We start from the raw sequence: 14,095 nt of genomic DNA, 5'->3' as shown, positions 1-14,095 counted from the left end.
AGCGCCCCGAGAAACAAGCAAGCATGCTTGCTTTACTTTTTCGCCGACTGCGACCGCACCGCCCCCATGCTGGCCGCGATGACCAGCGCGATCGCCAACGCGTCGGTGACGGAAAGGGCCTGATGCAGGACGAGGAACCCGGCCGTCGCCGCGATCGCGGGCTCCAGGCTCATGAGGATCGCGAAGGTGGGGGCGGGCAGGCGGCGCAGCGCGAGCAGTTCCAGGGTGTACGGGAGGACGGACGACATCAGCGCGACGGCGAGGCCGAGCCCGATCGTCGACGGCACCAGCAGCCTGGACCCGGCCTCGGCGACACCCAGCGGCAGGGTCAGCACCGCGCCGACGGCCATTGCGAGCGCCAGCCCGTCCGCCTGCGGGAACCGCCGCCCGGTGCGGGCACTGAAGACGATGTACGCCGCCCACATCGCACCCGCCGCCAGCGCGAACGCCGCACCCAGCGGATCCAGCCGGTCGAACCCGCCGCCGCTCAGCAGCATCACGCCGCCCAGCGCGAGCCCGGCCCACAGGAAGCTGGCCGGCCTCCGCGAGGCGATCACCGACAGGACGAGCGGCCCGAGCACCTCCAGCGTGACGGCGGCACCCAGCGGGATGCGGTCGGCGGCCTGGTAGAAGAGGACGTTCATCCCCGCCATGGCGGCACCGAAGGCGAGGACGGTGCCCCAGTCGGCCCGCGCGTATCCGCGCACCTTCGGCCGGCACACCGCCAGCAGCACCACGGCGGCCAGGATCAGCCGCAGCGTGACCACCCCGAGCGCCCCGGCACGCGGCATGAGCAGCACGGCGACGGCGGACCCGAACTGCACCGACAACCCACCGGCCACCACCAGCGCGACCGGCCCGAGGGCGCCTCGCCGCCGTACGGCGCCGTCCGGGTGGGCCGCGGCGGCCTCGGGCAACGCGACGGAGGAGGCGTCTGCGCTACGGGCGGCGGCCTCCGTACGGGCGGCGTCGTTCACACCGGGACCCTCACGACTTTCTCTTCAGGCAGTAGTGTTCATTGGACTTCCAGTCCAACATACTGCACTGTCGGAGCGGAACCCACCCTTCCACCGTAAGCGCCGCCTTCAGCCCTCCAGCCTCTCCTCCAGCCCCTCCGCCAGCACCTCCGCCAGGTGCCGGGCCCGCACCCCCGCCAGCTGGGCGAGTTGGGTGCGGCAGGAGAAGCCGTCCGCGAGGAGCTCGGTGCCGGGGGCCGCCGCGCGGACGGCCGGGAGGAGCTGGTCCTCGGCACAGGCGGCCGAGACGTCGTGGTGGCCGCGCTCGAAGCCGAAGTTGCCGGCCAGGCCGCAGCAGCCGCCCGCGAGGTCGCCGGTGAGGCCCGCGCGGGCGCGCAGCCGGCGGTCGGGGGCGTCGCCGAGGACGGCGTGCTGGTGGCAGTGGGTCTGGCCGGTGACCGGGCGGTCCAGGCGCGGGGGCCGCCAGTCGGGGGCGTGCTGCTCCAGGGCCTGGGCGAAGGTGCGTACGGAGTCGGCCAGGCGGCGGGCGCGGGGGTCGTCGGGGAGCAGCTCGGGCAGGTCGGTCCTGAGGGCGGCGGCGCAGCTGGGTTCGAGGACGACGACGGGCGTGCCCAGGGCGGGCTCCATGGTGTCGAGGGTGTGGCGCATGACGGTGCGGGCGTGGTCGAGCTGGCCGGTGGAGACGTACGTGAGCCCGCAGCACACCCGGCCGGGCGGCAGGGCCGGGCGCAGCCCCGCCGCCTCCAGGACGGTGACGGCCGCGCGGCCCACGGACGGCGTCAGGTGGTCGGTGAACGTGTCGGGCCACAGGAGCAGGTCCGGCGCCGCCCCGGCTGCCCCCCGGCGGGCGAACCAGGCGCGGAAGGTCTCGGGCGCGAATTCCGGGAGGTCCCGCTCCGGCGCGATGCCCGCCACCCGCTTGGCCAGGGCCGCCAGCGGACGCACCCGTGCGGCGGCGTTGAGGACCCGGGCGAAGGGGGCCGCGAGGCGCAGCCACTGCGGCAGGCGGCCCATCGCGTAGTGGGCGGCCGGGCGCAGCCGCCCCGCGTAGTGGTGGTGCAGGAACTCCGCCTTGTACGTCGCCATGTCGACCCCCACCGGGCAGTCGCTGCGGCAGCCCTTGCACGACAGGCACAGGTCCAGCGCGTCCCGCACCTCCGCCGACCGCCACCCGTCGGTCACCACCTCTCCCGCCAGCATCTCGTGCAGCAGCCTGGCCCGGCCGCGCGTGGAGTGCTGTTCCTCCCCCGTCGCCCGGAAGGACGGGCACATCACGCCGGGCCCCTGGTTCGGTCCTTCCACCCGGCACTTGGCGACGCCGACGCAGCGCCGTACGGCGGTGGCGAAGTCGCCGCCGTCGTGCGGGTAGCCGAAGGCGACGTCCACGCGCTCGCGCGGGAGGACGTCGAAGCGGAGGTTCTCGTCGAGGCGGGCGGGGCGGGCGAGCATGCCCGGGTTCATCCCGCCGGCCGGGTCCCACAGGTCCTTGAACCGGCCGAAGAGGGCGACCAGTTCGTCCCCGTACATCTTCGGCAGCAGCTCGGCGCGCGCCTGCCCGTCGCCGTGTTCGCCGGAGAGCGATCCGCCGTGGGCGACGACGAGGTCGGCGACGTCCTCGGAGAACCGCCGGAAGCGCCGTACGCCGTCGGCCGTGACGAGGTCGAAGTCGATACGGACGTGGATGCAGCCGTCGCCGAAGTGCCCGTAGGGCGTGCCGCGCAGCCCGTGCTCGGCGAGGAGGGCGCGGAAGTCGCGGAGGTACGCGCCCAGGCGGGCGGGCGGTACGGCGCAGTCCTCCCAGCCGGGCCAGGCCTCGGCGCCGTCGGCCGTGCGGGTGGCGGTTCCGGCGGCGTCCTCGCGCACCCGCCACAGGGCGCGGCGGGCGTCCGGGTCGGTGACGACGGTGCCGTCCAGGGCGTCGGCGACGCGTACGAGACGTGCCGCGCGGGCGGCTGCCTCTTCGGGTGTCGTGCCGCCGGTCTCGGCGAAGAGCCAGGCGCCGCCCCGGGGCAGGGCGGTCCGGGCGGCCGGGTCGCGGACCAGGTCCTCGGCCATGCCCTCCACGGTGAGCGGGCCGTACGGGAGGAGGCCGGGTGCCGCCTCGGCGGCCGCGCTCTCGTCGGCGTACCCGAGGACGGCGAGCGCGCGGGCGGGCGGCGACTCGACGAGCCGTACGGTCGCCTCGGTGAGCACGCCCAGGGTGCCCTCGCTGCCGCAGAAGGCGCGGGCGAGGTCGGTGCCGCGCTCGGGAAGGAGGGCGTCGAGGGCGTACCCGGAGATGCGGCGCGGAAGGCCCGGCGGGAAGCCGGTGCGGATGGCCGCCAAGTGCCGCCCGACCAGGCCGGCGAGTCCGTCCGGCGCACCGCCCCAGCCGCGTCCGAGGCGCAGCTCGGTGCCGCCGTACGTCACGACCGAGAGCCGGTCGACGTTGTCGGCGGTGGTGCCCCACGCCACCGAGTGCGACCCGCACGCGTTGTTGCCGATCATGCCGCCCAGGGTGCAGCGGCTGTGCGTGGACGGGTCGGGCCCGAAGGTCAGCCCGTACGCGCCCGCCGCGCCGCGCAGCCGGTCCAGGACCACGCCGGGCTGGACGACGGCCGTCCGCGCCTCGGGGTCGACCGAGACGATGGCCCGCATGTGCCGGGTGAAGTCCAGCACCACTCCGGTGCCGGTCGCCTGCCCGGCGATCGACGTCCCCGCCCCGCGCGGCACGACCGGCACGCCGTGCTCGCGGCACACGGCCAGCGCCGCGGCCACGTCGGCGGCGTCGCGCGGGGCCACGACACCGACGGGGACGCGCCGGTAGTTGGACGCGTCCATGGTGTGCAGGGCCCTGGCCGCCGCCCCGAAGTCCACCTCGCCGCGCACGGCCTCCCGAAGCGCCCGCGCGACGGCCGCCGTCTCCCGTAGCTGATCACCCATGCGGTCAGGATGCCCTCGGCGGGGCCGTCGACGTCCTGCCCCTCGCCGAGGTCTCTGCGAGAAAGCACACAAGAACTTCCCAAAGTGATCGCCAATTCTCTTATAGTGACCCGGAATTGTTCGGGAATTGACGGCTCCAGCTGCCCCCACGCCCAGAGGACTGACGATTTGCGCCCCTCTCTCCGGCCGGTCGCGCCGACCCTGCTGATCTCCGCGGCCGTCACCGGCCTCGTGTGCGCGGGGGCGGTGGCCGCCGCTCCCGGCTCCGTGCGGGTCCCGCTGGCGTGGGGTTCGGCGGTGGCCGCCGTCCTGCTGACCGTCGCGGTCACCACCGCCGCGTACGCCCTGGACACCGCCCGCCGACTGCGCGCCCAGGCCGCCGCGCTCACCGCCGAGACCGCGCGCCGCGCCGCCGACACCGCCCGGACCGTCGCCGAGGCACGCGCGGAGACCGCCCGCGTGAAGGCGGAGGCCGACCGCGCCGTCACCGAGGCCCGGACGGAGGCCGACCGCGCCGTCGCGGAGACCCGCGCCGAGGCGAACCGCGCCGTCGCCGAGGCCCGGACGGAGGCCGACCGCGCCGTCGCCGAGGCCCGCGCCGAAGCCGGCCGCGCCCGGGCCGAGGCCGCGCGCAGCGAGACCAACCGCGCCGCCGCCGTGGCCGCCTGCGCCAACGCGGCCGGCCGTATGCAGGCCCTGGCCACGAGCATGCTCGCCGACCTCCGCGAGATGGAGCACCGGCACACCGACGAGGACGTGCTCACCGACCTCCTCCACCTCGACCACCGCACCGCCCAGGCCGGCCGGCTCGCCGACTCCGTCGCCGTCCTCACCGGCGCCCGCTCGGGCCGCCGCTGGGCGAAGCCGATCGTGATGGAGTCCATCCTGCGCGGCGCCATGAGCCGCATCGGCGGCTACCAGCGCGTACGGCTCCACACCACCAGCGACGCCGCGATCGCCGGCCACGCCGCCGAGGGCGTCATGCACGCACTCGCCGAACTCCTCGACAACGCGGCCAACTTCTCGCCGCCCACCGCCGAGGTCCATGTGTACGTCGAGGAGGTCCCCGCCGGGCTCGTCGTCACCGTCGAGGACAGCGGCCTGGTCATGAGCGACGTCCAGCTGCGCCGCGCCGAGCGGGCCGTCACCGCCGAACGGACCGACCTCACCGGCCTGTCCGGCACCCGCCTGGGCCTCGCGGTCGTCGGCCGGCTGGCCCGCAAGCACGGACTGACCGTGTCCTTCCGCCCCTCGGCCCGCGGCGGCACCGGCGCGCTGATGATGATCCCGCACGAGCTGATCACCCGGACCCGCCCGGAGGCCCTGCCCGCACCCGCACCCGCACCCCGGCGCCGGGAAGCCCACGAGCCCCAGGAGGTCCACGAGCGCCCCACCTCCCCCGTCCCGACCCACGTCCCGACCCCGGGCACTCCCGAAAGCCCCGACAGCCCCGACAGCCCCGCAACGCCCGCGACGTCCTCCCCCAGCGGCCTCCCCAAGCGCCGCCGGGGCCAGACCCTCGCCGCCGCACACCCCGAAGGCACCCCCACCGCCCCCGCCGAGCCCACCGACCCCGCCTCGCGGACCCGCTCGGCGGCTCGTTTCAGCAGCTTCCGCCAAGCGGTACGCACCACCACGGAAGGCACCCCTCGATGACCACCGGCACCACCACCGACGAGAAGCTCAACTGGCTGCTGGAGAACCTGCTCCAGCGCACACCCGGAGCCCGCCACGCGCTCGTGCTGTCCCGGGACGGCCTCAAGCTGTGCCGTACGCCGGAACTGTCCGTCGACCAGGCCGACCAGCTGGCCGCGATAGCCGCGGGCATCCAGAGCCTGTCGCAGGGCGCGTCGATGGAGTTCGGCGACGGCACCGGCGGCGTACGGTCCGCGATGGCCGAGTTCTACGGCGGCGTCCTGCTCATCGTCGAGGCCGGGGAGGGCGCCCACCTCGCGGTCGTCGCCGCCGAGGACTCCGACGTCGGCCTGATCGGGCACAACATGAGCGAGCTCGTCGAGCAACTCGGCGAGCACCTGCACGCCGAGCCCCGCACACCGTGAGTCCGGGCAGCCACAGGGACGAGTCCCCGGACCGGCTGTACACCCTGACCGGTGGCCGTACGCGCTCCACCCCCGACGCGCCGTTCGACCTGGTGACCCTGGTGGTGGCGGAGTCGGAGCCGGCACCCGGCATGCAGTCCGAGCACGCCGCGATCCTCCGGATGTGCCGGCGACCCACCGCGGTCGTCGAGGTGGCGGCCGAACTCGCCCTGCCGGTCGGCATCACCCGCATCCTGCTCTCCGACCTGCTCGGTACGGGCCGGATCAGCGCCCGCCACCCGCGCGCGTCAGCGCACGGCCTCCCCGCCCCCGACCTCCTGGAGCAGGTGCTCGTTGGACTCCGCAACCTCTGAACGGACACCGCTCACCAGCACCGCCGACAACGGTCTCAAGATCGTCATCGTCGGCGGTTTCGGTGTCGGCAAGACCACCCTCGTGCGCTCGGTCAGCGAGATCCGTCCCCTCAACACCGAGGAGACGATGACGCGCGCGGGCGAGGCCGTCGACGACGTCTCCCGGATCCACACCAAGACGTCCACCACCGTCGCCTTCGACTTCGGCCGCATCTCCCTCGACGCGCACAACGTCCTGTACCTGTTCGGCGCCCCCGGCCAGGAGCGCTTCTGGTTCCTGTGGGACCGCCTCTTCTCCGGCACCCTCGGCGCGGTCGTCCTCGTCGACACCCGCCGTCTCGCCGACTCCTGGTACGCGATCGACCGCCTGGAGCACCACGGCATGCCGTTCATCGTCGCCTGCAACGACTTCGGCGGGCCGGCCCACACCGAGCAGGAGATCCGCGAGGCGCTCGACCTCGCCGGCCACGTACCGCTGGTGGAGTGCGACGCCCGCGACCGCTCGTCCAGCAAGTACGTACTGATCACGCTCGTCGAGCACCTCAAGACCCTGTCCGCCGAGGAGACCAGAACATGACCGCCCCCGTGCCCCTGTCCGGGCCCCGGTTCCAGACCGAACCCGCCCAGCTGTACCGGGAGATGAGGCGCGAGCACGGAGCCGTCGCCCCGGTGCTCCTCGACGGGGACGTCCCGGCCTGGCTGGTGCTGGACTACCGCGAGCTGCACCAGGTGACCGGCGACCCGGCGCTCTTCAGCCGCGACTCCGAGCTGTGGAACCAGTGGGACCGCATCCCCGACGACTGGCCGCTCCTGCCGATGATCGGCCGCAGGCAGCCGTCGATCCTCTACACGGTCGGCGAGCGTCACCGCCTGCGCGCCGGGATGATCGCGACCGCCCTGGAGTCCGTCGACCCGTTCAGCCTGCGCCGGTACGCCGAGGAGTACGCCGACGGGCTCATCGACACGTTCTGCGGGAAGGGCGAGGCGGAGCTGATCGCCCAGTACGCCATGCTCCTGCCCGTCCGGGTCCTGGTGAAGATCTACGGGGTGCCCGACGAGCAGGGCCCCGGGCTGGTCACCGCGCTCAACGACATGATCGACGGCCGTGACCGGGCGCTGGCGGGCCAGCGGCACCTGGCCGAATCGATGTTCGGCCTGCTCGCCGCGAAGCAGGCCGAGCCGGGTGAGGACGTGGCCTCCCGCATGCTGGCCGACCCGTCCGGGTTCACGGTCGAGGAGATGGCGCAGGACCTGATGGTCATGATGGCGGCCGGGCACCAGCCGACGGCCGACTGGATCGGCAACTCGCTGCGCCTGATGCTGACCGACGACCGGTTCGCGGCCTCCCTGTCCGGCGGCCGGCACTCCGTCGCGGAGGCGATGAACGAGGTCCTGTGGGCCGACACGCCGACACAGAACGTGGCCGGGCGGTGGGCGTCGCGCGACACGCACCTGGGCGGACGGCACATCAAGGCGGGCGACCTGCTCCTGCTGGGCCTGGCCGCCGCCAACGCCGACCCTCAGGTCCACATCGACAACGCGGCCCTCACCGGCGGCAACGGCGCCCACTTCTCCTTCGGGCACGGCGAGCACCGCTGCCCGTTCCCCGCGCAGGAGGTCGCCGAGGTCATCGCCCGTACCGGGATCGAGGTGCTGCTGGACCGGCTGCCCGACCTGGACCTGGCCGTACCGGCCGACTCCCTCACCCGGCGCCCCTCGCCCTGGCTGCGGGGGATGACCGGCCTGCCCGTGACCTTCACCCCGACCCCCGCCCTCGGAGGCACCCCGTGATCCCCGTAGAGGAACCCATCGCCCTCGACCCGTTCGTCACCGACCTCGACGGCGAGAGCGCGGCGCTGCGCGCGGCCGGGCCGCTCGCCCGCGTGGTCCTGCCGGGCGGAGTGCCGGTGTGGGCGGTGACGCGTCACGCGGAGGCGCGAGCGCTGCTCACCGACAAGCGGCTGGTGAAGGACATCAATGTGTGGGGCGCCTGGCAGCGCGGTGAGATACCGCCGGACTGGCCGCTGATCGGCCTGGCCAACCCCGGCCGGTCCATGCTGACCGTGGACGGCGAGGACCACCGCAGGATGCGGGCGCTGGTCGCCCAGGCGCTCACCCCCCGCCGGGTGGAGCTGATGCGAGGGCGGATCACCGAGCTGACGGAGGGGCTGCTGGACGGCCTGGCCGCGCACGGGCCGGGCGCGGTCGTCGACCTCAAGGCCGCCTTCGCCTACCCGCTCCCCATGTACGTGATCAGTGACCTGATGGGCATCGACCCGGCGGACCACCCGCGCCTGAAGGTGCTGTTCGACAAGTTCTTCTCCACCCAGACGCCGCCGGAGGAGGTCGTGGCGACCCTCGGCGAGCTGGCGGAGATGATGGGGAAGGTGGTGGCCGCCCGCCGCGCCGAACCCGGCGACGACCTGACGAGCGCGTTGATCGCCGCCTCCGAGAACGGCGACCACCTCACCGACGAGGAGATCGTCTCCACCCTCCAGCTGATGGTGGCGGCGGGTCACGAGACGACGATCTCGCTGATCGTCAACGCCGTCGTCAACCTGGCGACCCACCCCGAGCAGCTCGCCCTCGTCCGTTCCGGTGAGGCCGGCTGGGACGCGGTCGTCGAGGAGACCCTCCGCTTCTCCACGCCCACCTCCCACGTCCTGATCCGCTTCGCGACCGAGGACGTGCGGGTCGGTGACCGGACCCTGCCCGCGGGGGACGCGCTGATCGTGTCGTACGGGGCGATCGGCCGCGACGAGGAGCAGCACGGCCCGAGCGCGGGTGTCTTCGACGTCACCCGCTCCCCCAACCGGCACATCTCCTTCGGCCACGGGCCGCACGTCTGCCCGGGCGCCGCGCTGTCCCGGCTGGAGGCGGGCGTGGCCCTGCCCGCCCTGTACGCGCGTTTCCCGGACCTCACGCTGGCCGTGCCCGTCTCCGAGCTGCGCAACAAGCCGGTCGTCACCCAGAACGATCTTTTCGAGCTGCCCGTCCGGCTCGGCTGACGTCTCATTTCCTCGTCTCACCGGACGGACACGGCCGTGCGCCGTGTCCGTCAGGGACTAGGCTCCGATCCGTGGCTGAGATCCAGATTCCCACCGACATCAAGCCCGCCGACGGCCGTTTCGGCGCGGGCCCCTCCAAGGTGCGTACGGAGGCGCTGGACGCCCTGGCCGCCACCGGCACCTCCCTCCTCGGTACGTCACACCGCCAGGCCCCGGTCAAGAACCTGGTCGGCGAGGTCCGCGCGGGCGTGCGCGACCTGTTCTCCCTCCCCGAGGGCTACGAGGTGATCCTCGGCAACGGCGGCTCCACCGCCTTCTGGGACATCGCGACCCACGGGCTGATCGAGAACAAGTCGCAGCACCTGTCCTTCGGCGAGTTCTCCTCCAAGTTCGCGAAGGCGTCGAAGCTGGCCCCGTGGCTGGCCGAGCCGACCGTGATCTCCTCCGACCCGGGCACGCACCCGGAGCCGGCGGCCGAGGCGGGCGTCGACGTGTACGCGTTCACGCACAACGAGACCTCCACCGGTGTCGCCGCCCCCGTCAAGCGCGTCGAGGGCGCCGACGAGGGCGCGCTGGTCCTCGTGGACGCGACCTCCGGCGCGGGCGGCCTGCCGGTCGACATCACCGAGTCGGACGTCTACTACTTCGCCCCGCAGAAGTCGTTCGCCTCCGAAGGCGGCCTGTGGATCGGCGTGTTCTCCCCGGCCGCGCTGGAGCGGGCCGCCCGGATCCACGCCTCGGGCCGCCACATCCCGGAGTTCTTCTCCCTGCCGACGGCGATCGACAACTCGCTGAAGAACCAGACGTACAACACCCCGGCCCTGTCCACGCTGTTCCTGCTCAACGAGCAGCTGAAGTGGATCAACGGCCAGGGCGGTCTGGACTGGTCGGTGCGCCGCACCGCGACCTCCGCGCGCACGCTGTACGGCTGGGCGGAGGAGTCCAAGTACGCCACGCCGTTCGTCGCCGACCCGGCGAAGCGCTCGCAGGTCATCGGCACGATCGACTTCTCGGACGAGATCGACGCGGCGGCGGTCGCCAAGGTGCTGCGCGCCAACGGGATCGTCGACACCGAGCCGTACCGCAAGCTGGGCCGCAACCAGCTGCGGATCGCGATGTTCCCGGCGGTCGAGCCGTCGGACGTCGAGGCGCTGACGGCCTGCGTCGACTACGTGATCGAGAAGCTGTAGCAGCGGTACGCGGGTGAGGGCCCCGACCCATTGGGTCGGGGCCCTTCCGTATGCGGCCGATAACCGCTCTATCGGGCCCCGTCGGCGGTCCCTACCATCCGAAGCACTCCGGCAGCTCCGGCACCGGACGTTTGACATGTATGCGCCATCCACGGTTGGACCCCCCACTTCGACCGGCAACCGATCGGAGCCCCATGTCCAGAAGATCCCGAGCCCTGCTCGCCGGTACGGCCGCCACCACGGCCCTCGCGGCGATCGTCCTCGCGCCGTCCCCCGCCTCGGCGGGCATCGTCGCCCCGCCCGACAAGATCGTGATCGAGGTCGCGACCGTCAATGGATCGGGCTGCCCCCAGGGCACGGCCGCCGTCGCCGTGGCCCCGGACAACACCGCCTTCACCGTGACGTACAGCGACTACCTCGCGCAGGTGGGCGTGGGCGCGCAGCCGACCGACTTCCGCAAGAACTGCCAGCTCAACCTGATCGTCCACGTCCCGGGCGGTTTCACCTACGCCGTCGCCGGCGTCGACTACCGGGGCTACGCCAAGCTGGAGTCCGGCGCCACCGCCATGCAGAAGGCGTCCTACTACTTCCAGGGCTCCCCCGACACGGCCCAGAAGAGCCACCCCTTCAAGGGCCCGTACGACAACAACTGGCAGGCGACCGACCAGACCGACTGGGGCCAGCTGGTGTGGGCGCCCTGTGGCGTGAAGCGGAACTTCAACATCAACACCGAGCTGCGGGTGAGCGCGGGCACCTCGGACCCGGCGAAGACCAACAGCTTCATCGCCATGGACTCCACGGACGGCGACATCAAGACGATCTACCGCCTGGCCTGGAAGGAGTGCCCGAAGTAGGCCCCTCCCGGTGACCGGGTGGGCCCGCGCCCCCTCCGCGGGCCCACCCTCCACCGCGGTACTACCGGCTCAGGCGCTGGAAGCGCCGTACCGCGAGGGGCAGGAACACCGCGGTGATCACCACCGGCCACACCACCGCCATCAGCACTGCGTTCTGCTCCACCCAGGTCCCGCCCCCGGCCCCGGGGTTGCCGAACAGCTCCCGGGTCGCCACCGCCGTGGAGGAGATCGGGTTCCACGCGGCGATCGTGCCCAGCCAGCCCGGCATCGTCTCCGGCTGCACGAAGACGCTGGAGATCATGGTGAGCGGGAAGGCAACCACGAACAGCCCGCCGGCCGCTTCCGGGTTCGGGACCAGCAGCCCGAGCCAGATACCGACCCACGTCAGGCAGTAGCGCAGCAGGAGCAGCAGCGCGAAGGCCGCCACGGTGCCGAGGAACCCGCCGTCCGAGCGCCAGCCCATCACGAACGCCGTCGTCGCGAGGATGGTCAGCTCGGCGGAGGCCACGATCGCGTCGGTGACGCCCCGCCCGGCGACCACCGCGGACGGCGCCATGGGCATGGAGCGGAACCGGTCGGTGACCCCCTTGTTGGCGTCGGTGACCACGGACGTCGCGGTGTTGATGAACCCGAAGGCCATCGTCATCACGAACATGCCGGGCATCAGGAAGTCCCGGTAGTCCGCCGCCCCGCCGCCGCCGGGCGGCTTCATCGCGCCGCCGAAGACGTACCCGTACAGCAGGACCGACAGGATCGGGAAGCCGAGCTGCCAGGCGATGTAGGCGGGCTTGCGCTGATAGATGGTCAGCGAGCGGCGCACCAGGTTCCAGCAGTCGGCGATCGCCCAGTAGGCGCGTCCGCGCCCGGTGACGGGCTGAAGGGTGCTGCTCATGCGGCCACCCCTTCCTTCTCCTCCTCGGTCGCGTGACCGGTCAGGCGCAGGAACACGTCGTCGAGGCTCGGCCTGCGCAGCCCGATGTCCTCGACCTGGACGCCCTCGTCCTGGAGGGACCGCGCGACCTCGGTGAGCGCCATGACCCGGTCGGCGACGGGCGCGTGGACGCGACGTTCGGCCTCGTCGACGCGCGGCTCGCCGTCGCCCACCCGGGCGACCGTCTTGGCCACCCGCGGCAGGTCGGCCGGATCGACGGCGACGACCTCGATGCGGTCGCCCCCGACACGGTCCTTGAGCGCCTCGGGGGTGTCGTCGGCGATGGCACGGCCCCGGTCGATGACGGTGATGCGCGAGGTGAGCTTGTCGGCCTCCTCCAGGTACTGGGTCGTCAGCAGGACGGTGGTGCCGCCCGCGACCAGGGCCCGTACCGCGTCCCAGACCTCGCCGCGGCCACGCGGGTCGAGACCGGTGGTCGGCTCGTCGAGGAACAGGACAGGCGGCGCCAGGATCATCGAGGCGGCGAGGTCCAGGCGTCGCCGCATACCGCCGCTGTACTCCTCGACGCCCCTGTCCGCCGCCTCGGCCAGCCCGAACTGCTCCAGCAGCTCGGCAGCGCGGGAGTGGGCCCGGCGCCCGCCGAGATGGAAAAGCCGGCCGAACATCTCCAGGTTCTGCCGACCCGTGAGGATCTCGTCCACGGCGGCGTACTGGCCGGTGAGCCCGATCAGGGCGCGTACGCGGCGGGGGTCGCGCGCCACGTCGACCCCGGCGACCTCGGCGCGGCCGCCGTCGAAACGGCGCAGCGTCGCCAGCGCGCGGACGGCGGTGGTCTTGCCCGCCCCATTGGGGCCGAGGAGGCCGTGGACCGTGCCGGGGCGCACCGCGAGGTCGAACCCGTCCAGCGCCCGTTTCTCCCCGTACCGCTTCTCCAGGCCCTCGGCCCGTACCGCCCAGTCCTCCACAGCACCCTCCCCAAACGAAACTGAGTACACCGTACCCAACGAGCGTACACCGTACCCAGTTTTGGTCCAGTGATTTACGCTGACGCCATGACCAGGGACAGCACCACGGCGACGAGCGGCAGCGGCGACATCGTCCGCAGCCTGGAACTGCTCTGGGGCACCGGTGAACCCCCCTCCAGGGGGCCGAAGCGCGGCCTGACCGTCGACCGGATCGTCGCCACCGCCGTGGAGGTCGCGGACACCGAGGGCCTGGACGCCGTCTCGATGCGGCGGCTCTCCGCCGACCTGGGCGTCGGCACGATGTCGCTGTACCGGTACGTCCCCGGCAAGGCCGAGCTGCTGGACCTGATGCTCGACCGCGTCCGGGGCCTGATGCTCGGCGACCAGCCGCCCGAGCCCTGCGACTGGCGCGCCGCCGTCGACGCCCTGGCGCGCGCCGAACTGGACCTCTACCGCCGCCACCCCTGGCTGCTCAAGGTCAACCAGGCCCGTACCGTCCTCGGCCCCAGCGCCCTGCGCGGCCTCGAACTCGCCCTGACGGGCCTGAAGAGCATGGGCCTCACCGACCCCGAGCTCATCTCGGTGATCATCGCCGTCCAGAGCTTCGTCACCGGCATCGTGCGCATGGAGGCCGAGACGGTCGAGGCGGCCAAGGAGACCGGCGTCAGCGACCAGGAGTTCTGGACGCGCCAGGAACCGTTCCTCGACCGCGCCATGCGCACCGGCGAGTACCCCGTGATGGCAGCCCTCTCCCCGGACGCCTTCTCCACCGACTTCGACCACTTCGAATTCGGCCTCCGGGCGCTCATGGGCGGCTTCGAGGCGATGGTCGCCCAGGCCGGCGCCCGGCGCGAGGTCTAGCGGGGCATCTGCA

13 protein-coding genes are annotated in these 14,095 nt (G+C 73.0%); 9 read left to right on the top strand and 4 right to left on the bottom strand.

Annotated elements, in window-relative coordinates:
• Nucleotides 1-32: 32 nt before the first annotated feature.
• Both ABT360_RS11985 and ABT360_RS11980 read right to left on the bottom strand, forming a co-directional pair.
• Nucleotides 33-977 (bottom strand): EamA family transporter, encoded by a 945-nt coding sequence (locus ABT360_RS11985; protein ID WP_351814083.1) that lies wholly within the window; start codon nucleotides 975-977, stop codon nucleotides 33-35.
• Between the two features lie 108 nt (nucleotides 978-1,085).
• Entirely contained in the window at nucleotides 1,086-3,899 is a 2,814-nt protein-coding gene (locus ABT360_RS11980) for an FAD-binding and (Fe-S)-binding domain-containing protein (RefSeq protein WP_351814081.1), read from the bottom strand.
• A gap of 168 nt (nucleotides 3,900-4,067) precedes the next feature.
• Between ABT360_RS11980 and ABT360_RS11975 the strand changes: the two genes are divergently transcribed.
• From ABT360_RS11975 to ABT360_RS11940, 8 genes are all read left to right on the top strand, one after another.
• On the top strand, nucleotides 4,068-5,555 hold the full coding sequence (locus tag ABT360_RS11975; RefSeq protein ID WP_351814079.1) for a sensor histidine kinase: 1,488 nt from the start codon (nucleotides 4,068-4,070) through the stop codon (nucleotides 5,553-5,555).
• The gene (locus ABT360_RS11970; protein ID WP_351814077.1) at nucleotides 5,552-5,959 is read left to right on the top strand and encodes a roadblock/LC7 domain-containing protein; all 408 of its coding nucleotides are present in this window, start codon (nucleotides 5,552-5,554) and stop codon (nucleotides 5,957-5,959) included. Before ABT360_RS11975 ends, ABT360_RS11970 begins: the two co-directional genes overlap by 4 nt.
• Nucleotides 5,956-6,312, top strand: coding sequence for a DUF742 domain-containing protein (locus ABT360_RS11965; protein ID WP_351814075.1), 357 nt, complete (start codon nucleotides 5,956-5,958; stop codon nucleotides 6,310-6,312). The genes ABT360_RS11970 and ABT360_RS11965 overlap by 4 nt, the downstream gene beginning before the upstream one ends.
• Nucleotides 6,293-6,889, top strand: coding sequence for a GTP-binding protein (locus tag ABT360_RS11960; protein ID WP_351814073.1), 597 nt, complete (start codon nucleotides 6,293-6,295; stop codon nucleotides 6,887-6,889). The genes ABT360_RS11965 and ABT360_RS11960 overlap by 20 nt, the downstream gene beginning before the upstream one ends.
• The gene (locus tag ABT360_RS11955) at nucleotides 6,886-8,103 is read left to right on the top strand and encodes a cytochrome P450 (RefSeq protein WP_351814071.1); all 1,218 of its coding nucleotides are present in this window, start codon (nucleotides 6,886-6,888) and stop codon (nucleotides 8,101-8,103) included. Before ABT360_RS11960 ends, ABT360_RS11955 begins: the two co-directional genes overlap by 4 nt.
• Nucleotides 8,100-9,320: a cytochrome P450 family protein gene (locus ABT360_RS11950; protein WP_351814069.1), complete on the top strand. Its 1,221-nt coding sequence runs from the start codon at nucleotides 8,100-8,102 to the stop codon at nucleotides 9,318-9,320. The genes ABT360_RS11955 and ABT360_RS11950 overlap by 4 nt, the downstream gene beginning before the upstream one ends.
• A gap of 71 nt (nucleotides 9,321-9,391) precedes the next feature.
• The gene (gene serC, locus ABT360_RS11945) at nucleotides 9,392-10,510 is read left to right on the top strand and encodes a phosphoserine transaminase (RefSeq protein ID WP_351814067.1); all 1,119 of its coding nucleotides are present in this window, start codon (nucleotides 9,392-9,394) and stop codon (nucleotides 10,508-10,510) included.
• Nucleotides 10,511-10,704: 194 nt separating this feature from the next.
• On the top strand, nucleotides 10,705-11,364 hold the full coding sequence (locus tag ABT360_RS11940) for a DUF4360 domain-containing protein (protein WP_351814065.1): 660 nt from the start codon (nucleotides 10,705-10,707) through the stop codon (nucleotides 11,362-11,364).
• Between the two features lie 61 nt (nucleotides 11,365-11,425).
• On the opposite strand, the gene ABT360_RS11935 is transcribed toward ABT360_RS11940, so the two are convergent.
• Nucleotides 11,426-12,256 carry an ABC transporter permease gene (locus tag ABT360_RS11935; protein ID WP_351814064.1) on the bottom strand — a complete coding sequence of 277 codons (831 nt, stop codon included), beginning with the start codon at nucleotides 12,254-12,256 and terminating at the stop codon, nucleotides 11,426-11,428.
• On the bottom strand, nucleotides 12,253-13,221 hold the full coding sequence (locus ABT360_RS11930) for an ATP-binding cassette domain-containing protein (protein ID WP_351814062.1): 969 nt from the start codon (nucleotides 13,219-13,221) through the stop codon (nucleotides 12,253-12,255). Before ABT360_RS11930 ends, ABT360_RS11935 begins: the two co-directional genes overlap by 4 nt.
• Nucleotides 13,222-13,308: 87 nt before the next feature.
• Between ABT360_RS11930 and ABT360_RS11925 the strand changes: the two genes are divergently transcribed.
• A complete protein-coding gene (locus ABT360_RS11925) occupies nucleotides 13,309-14,082 on the top strand; it encodes a TetR/AcrR family transcriptional regulator (RefSeq protein ID WP_351814060.1) in 774 nt (257 codons plus the stop codon).
• Nucleotides 14,083-14,095: the final 13 nt, after the last annotated feature.

The organism is Streptomyces sp. NPDC000229 (assembly GCF_040300825.1).
Taxonomy (GTDB): Bacteria; Actinomycetota; Actinomycetes; order Streptomycetales; family Streptomycetaceae; genus Streptomyces.
This window is presented reverse-complemented; position numbering and strand designations above follow the sequence as displayed.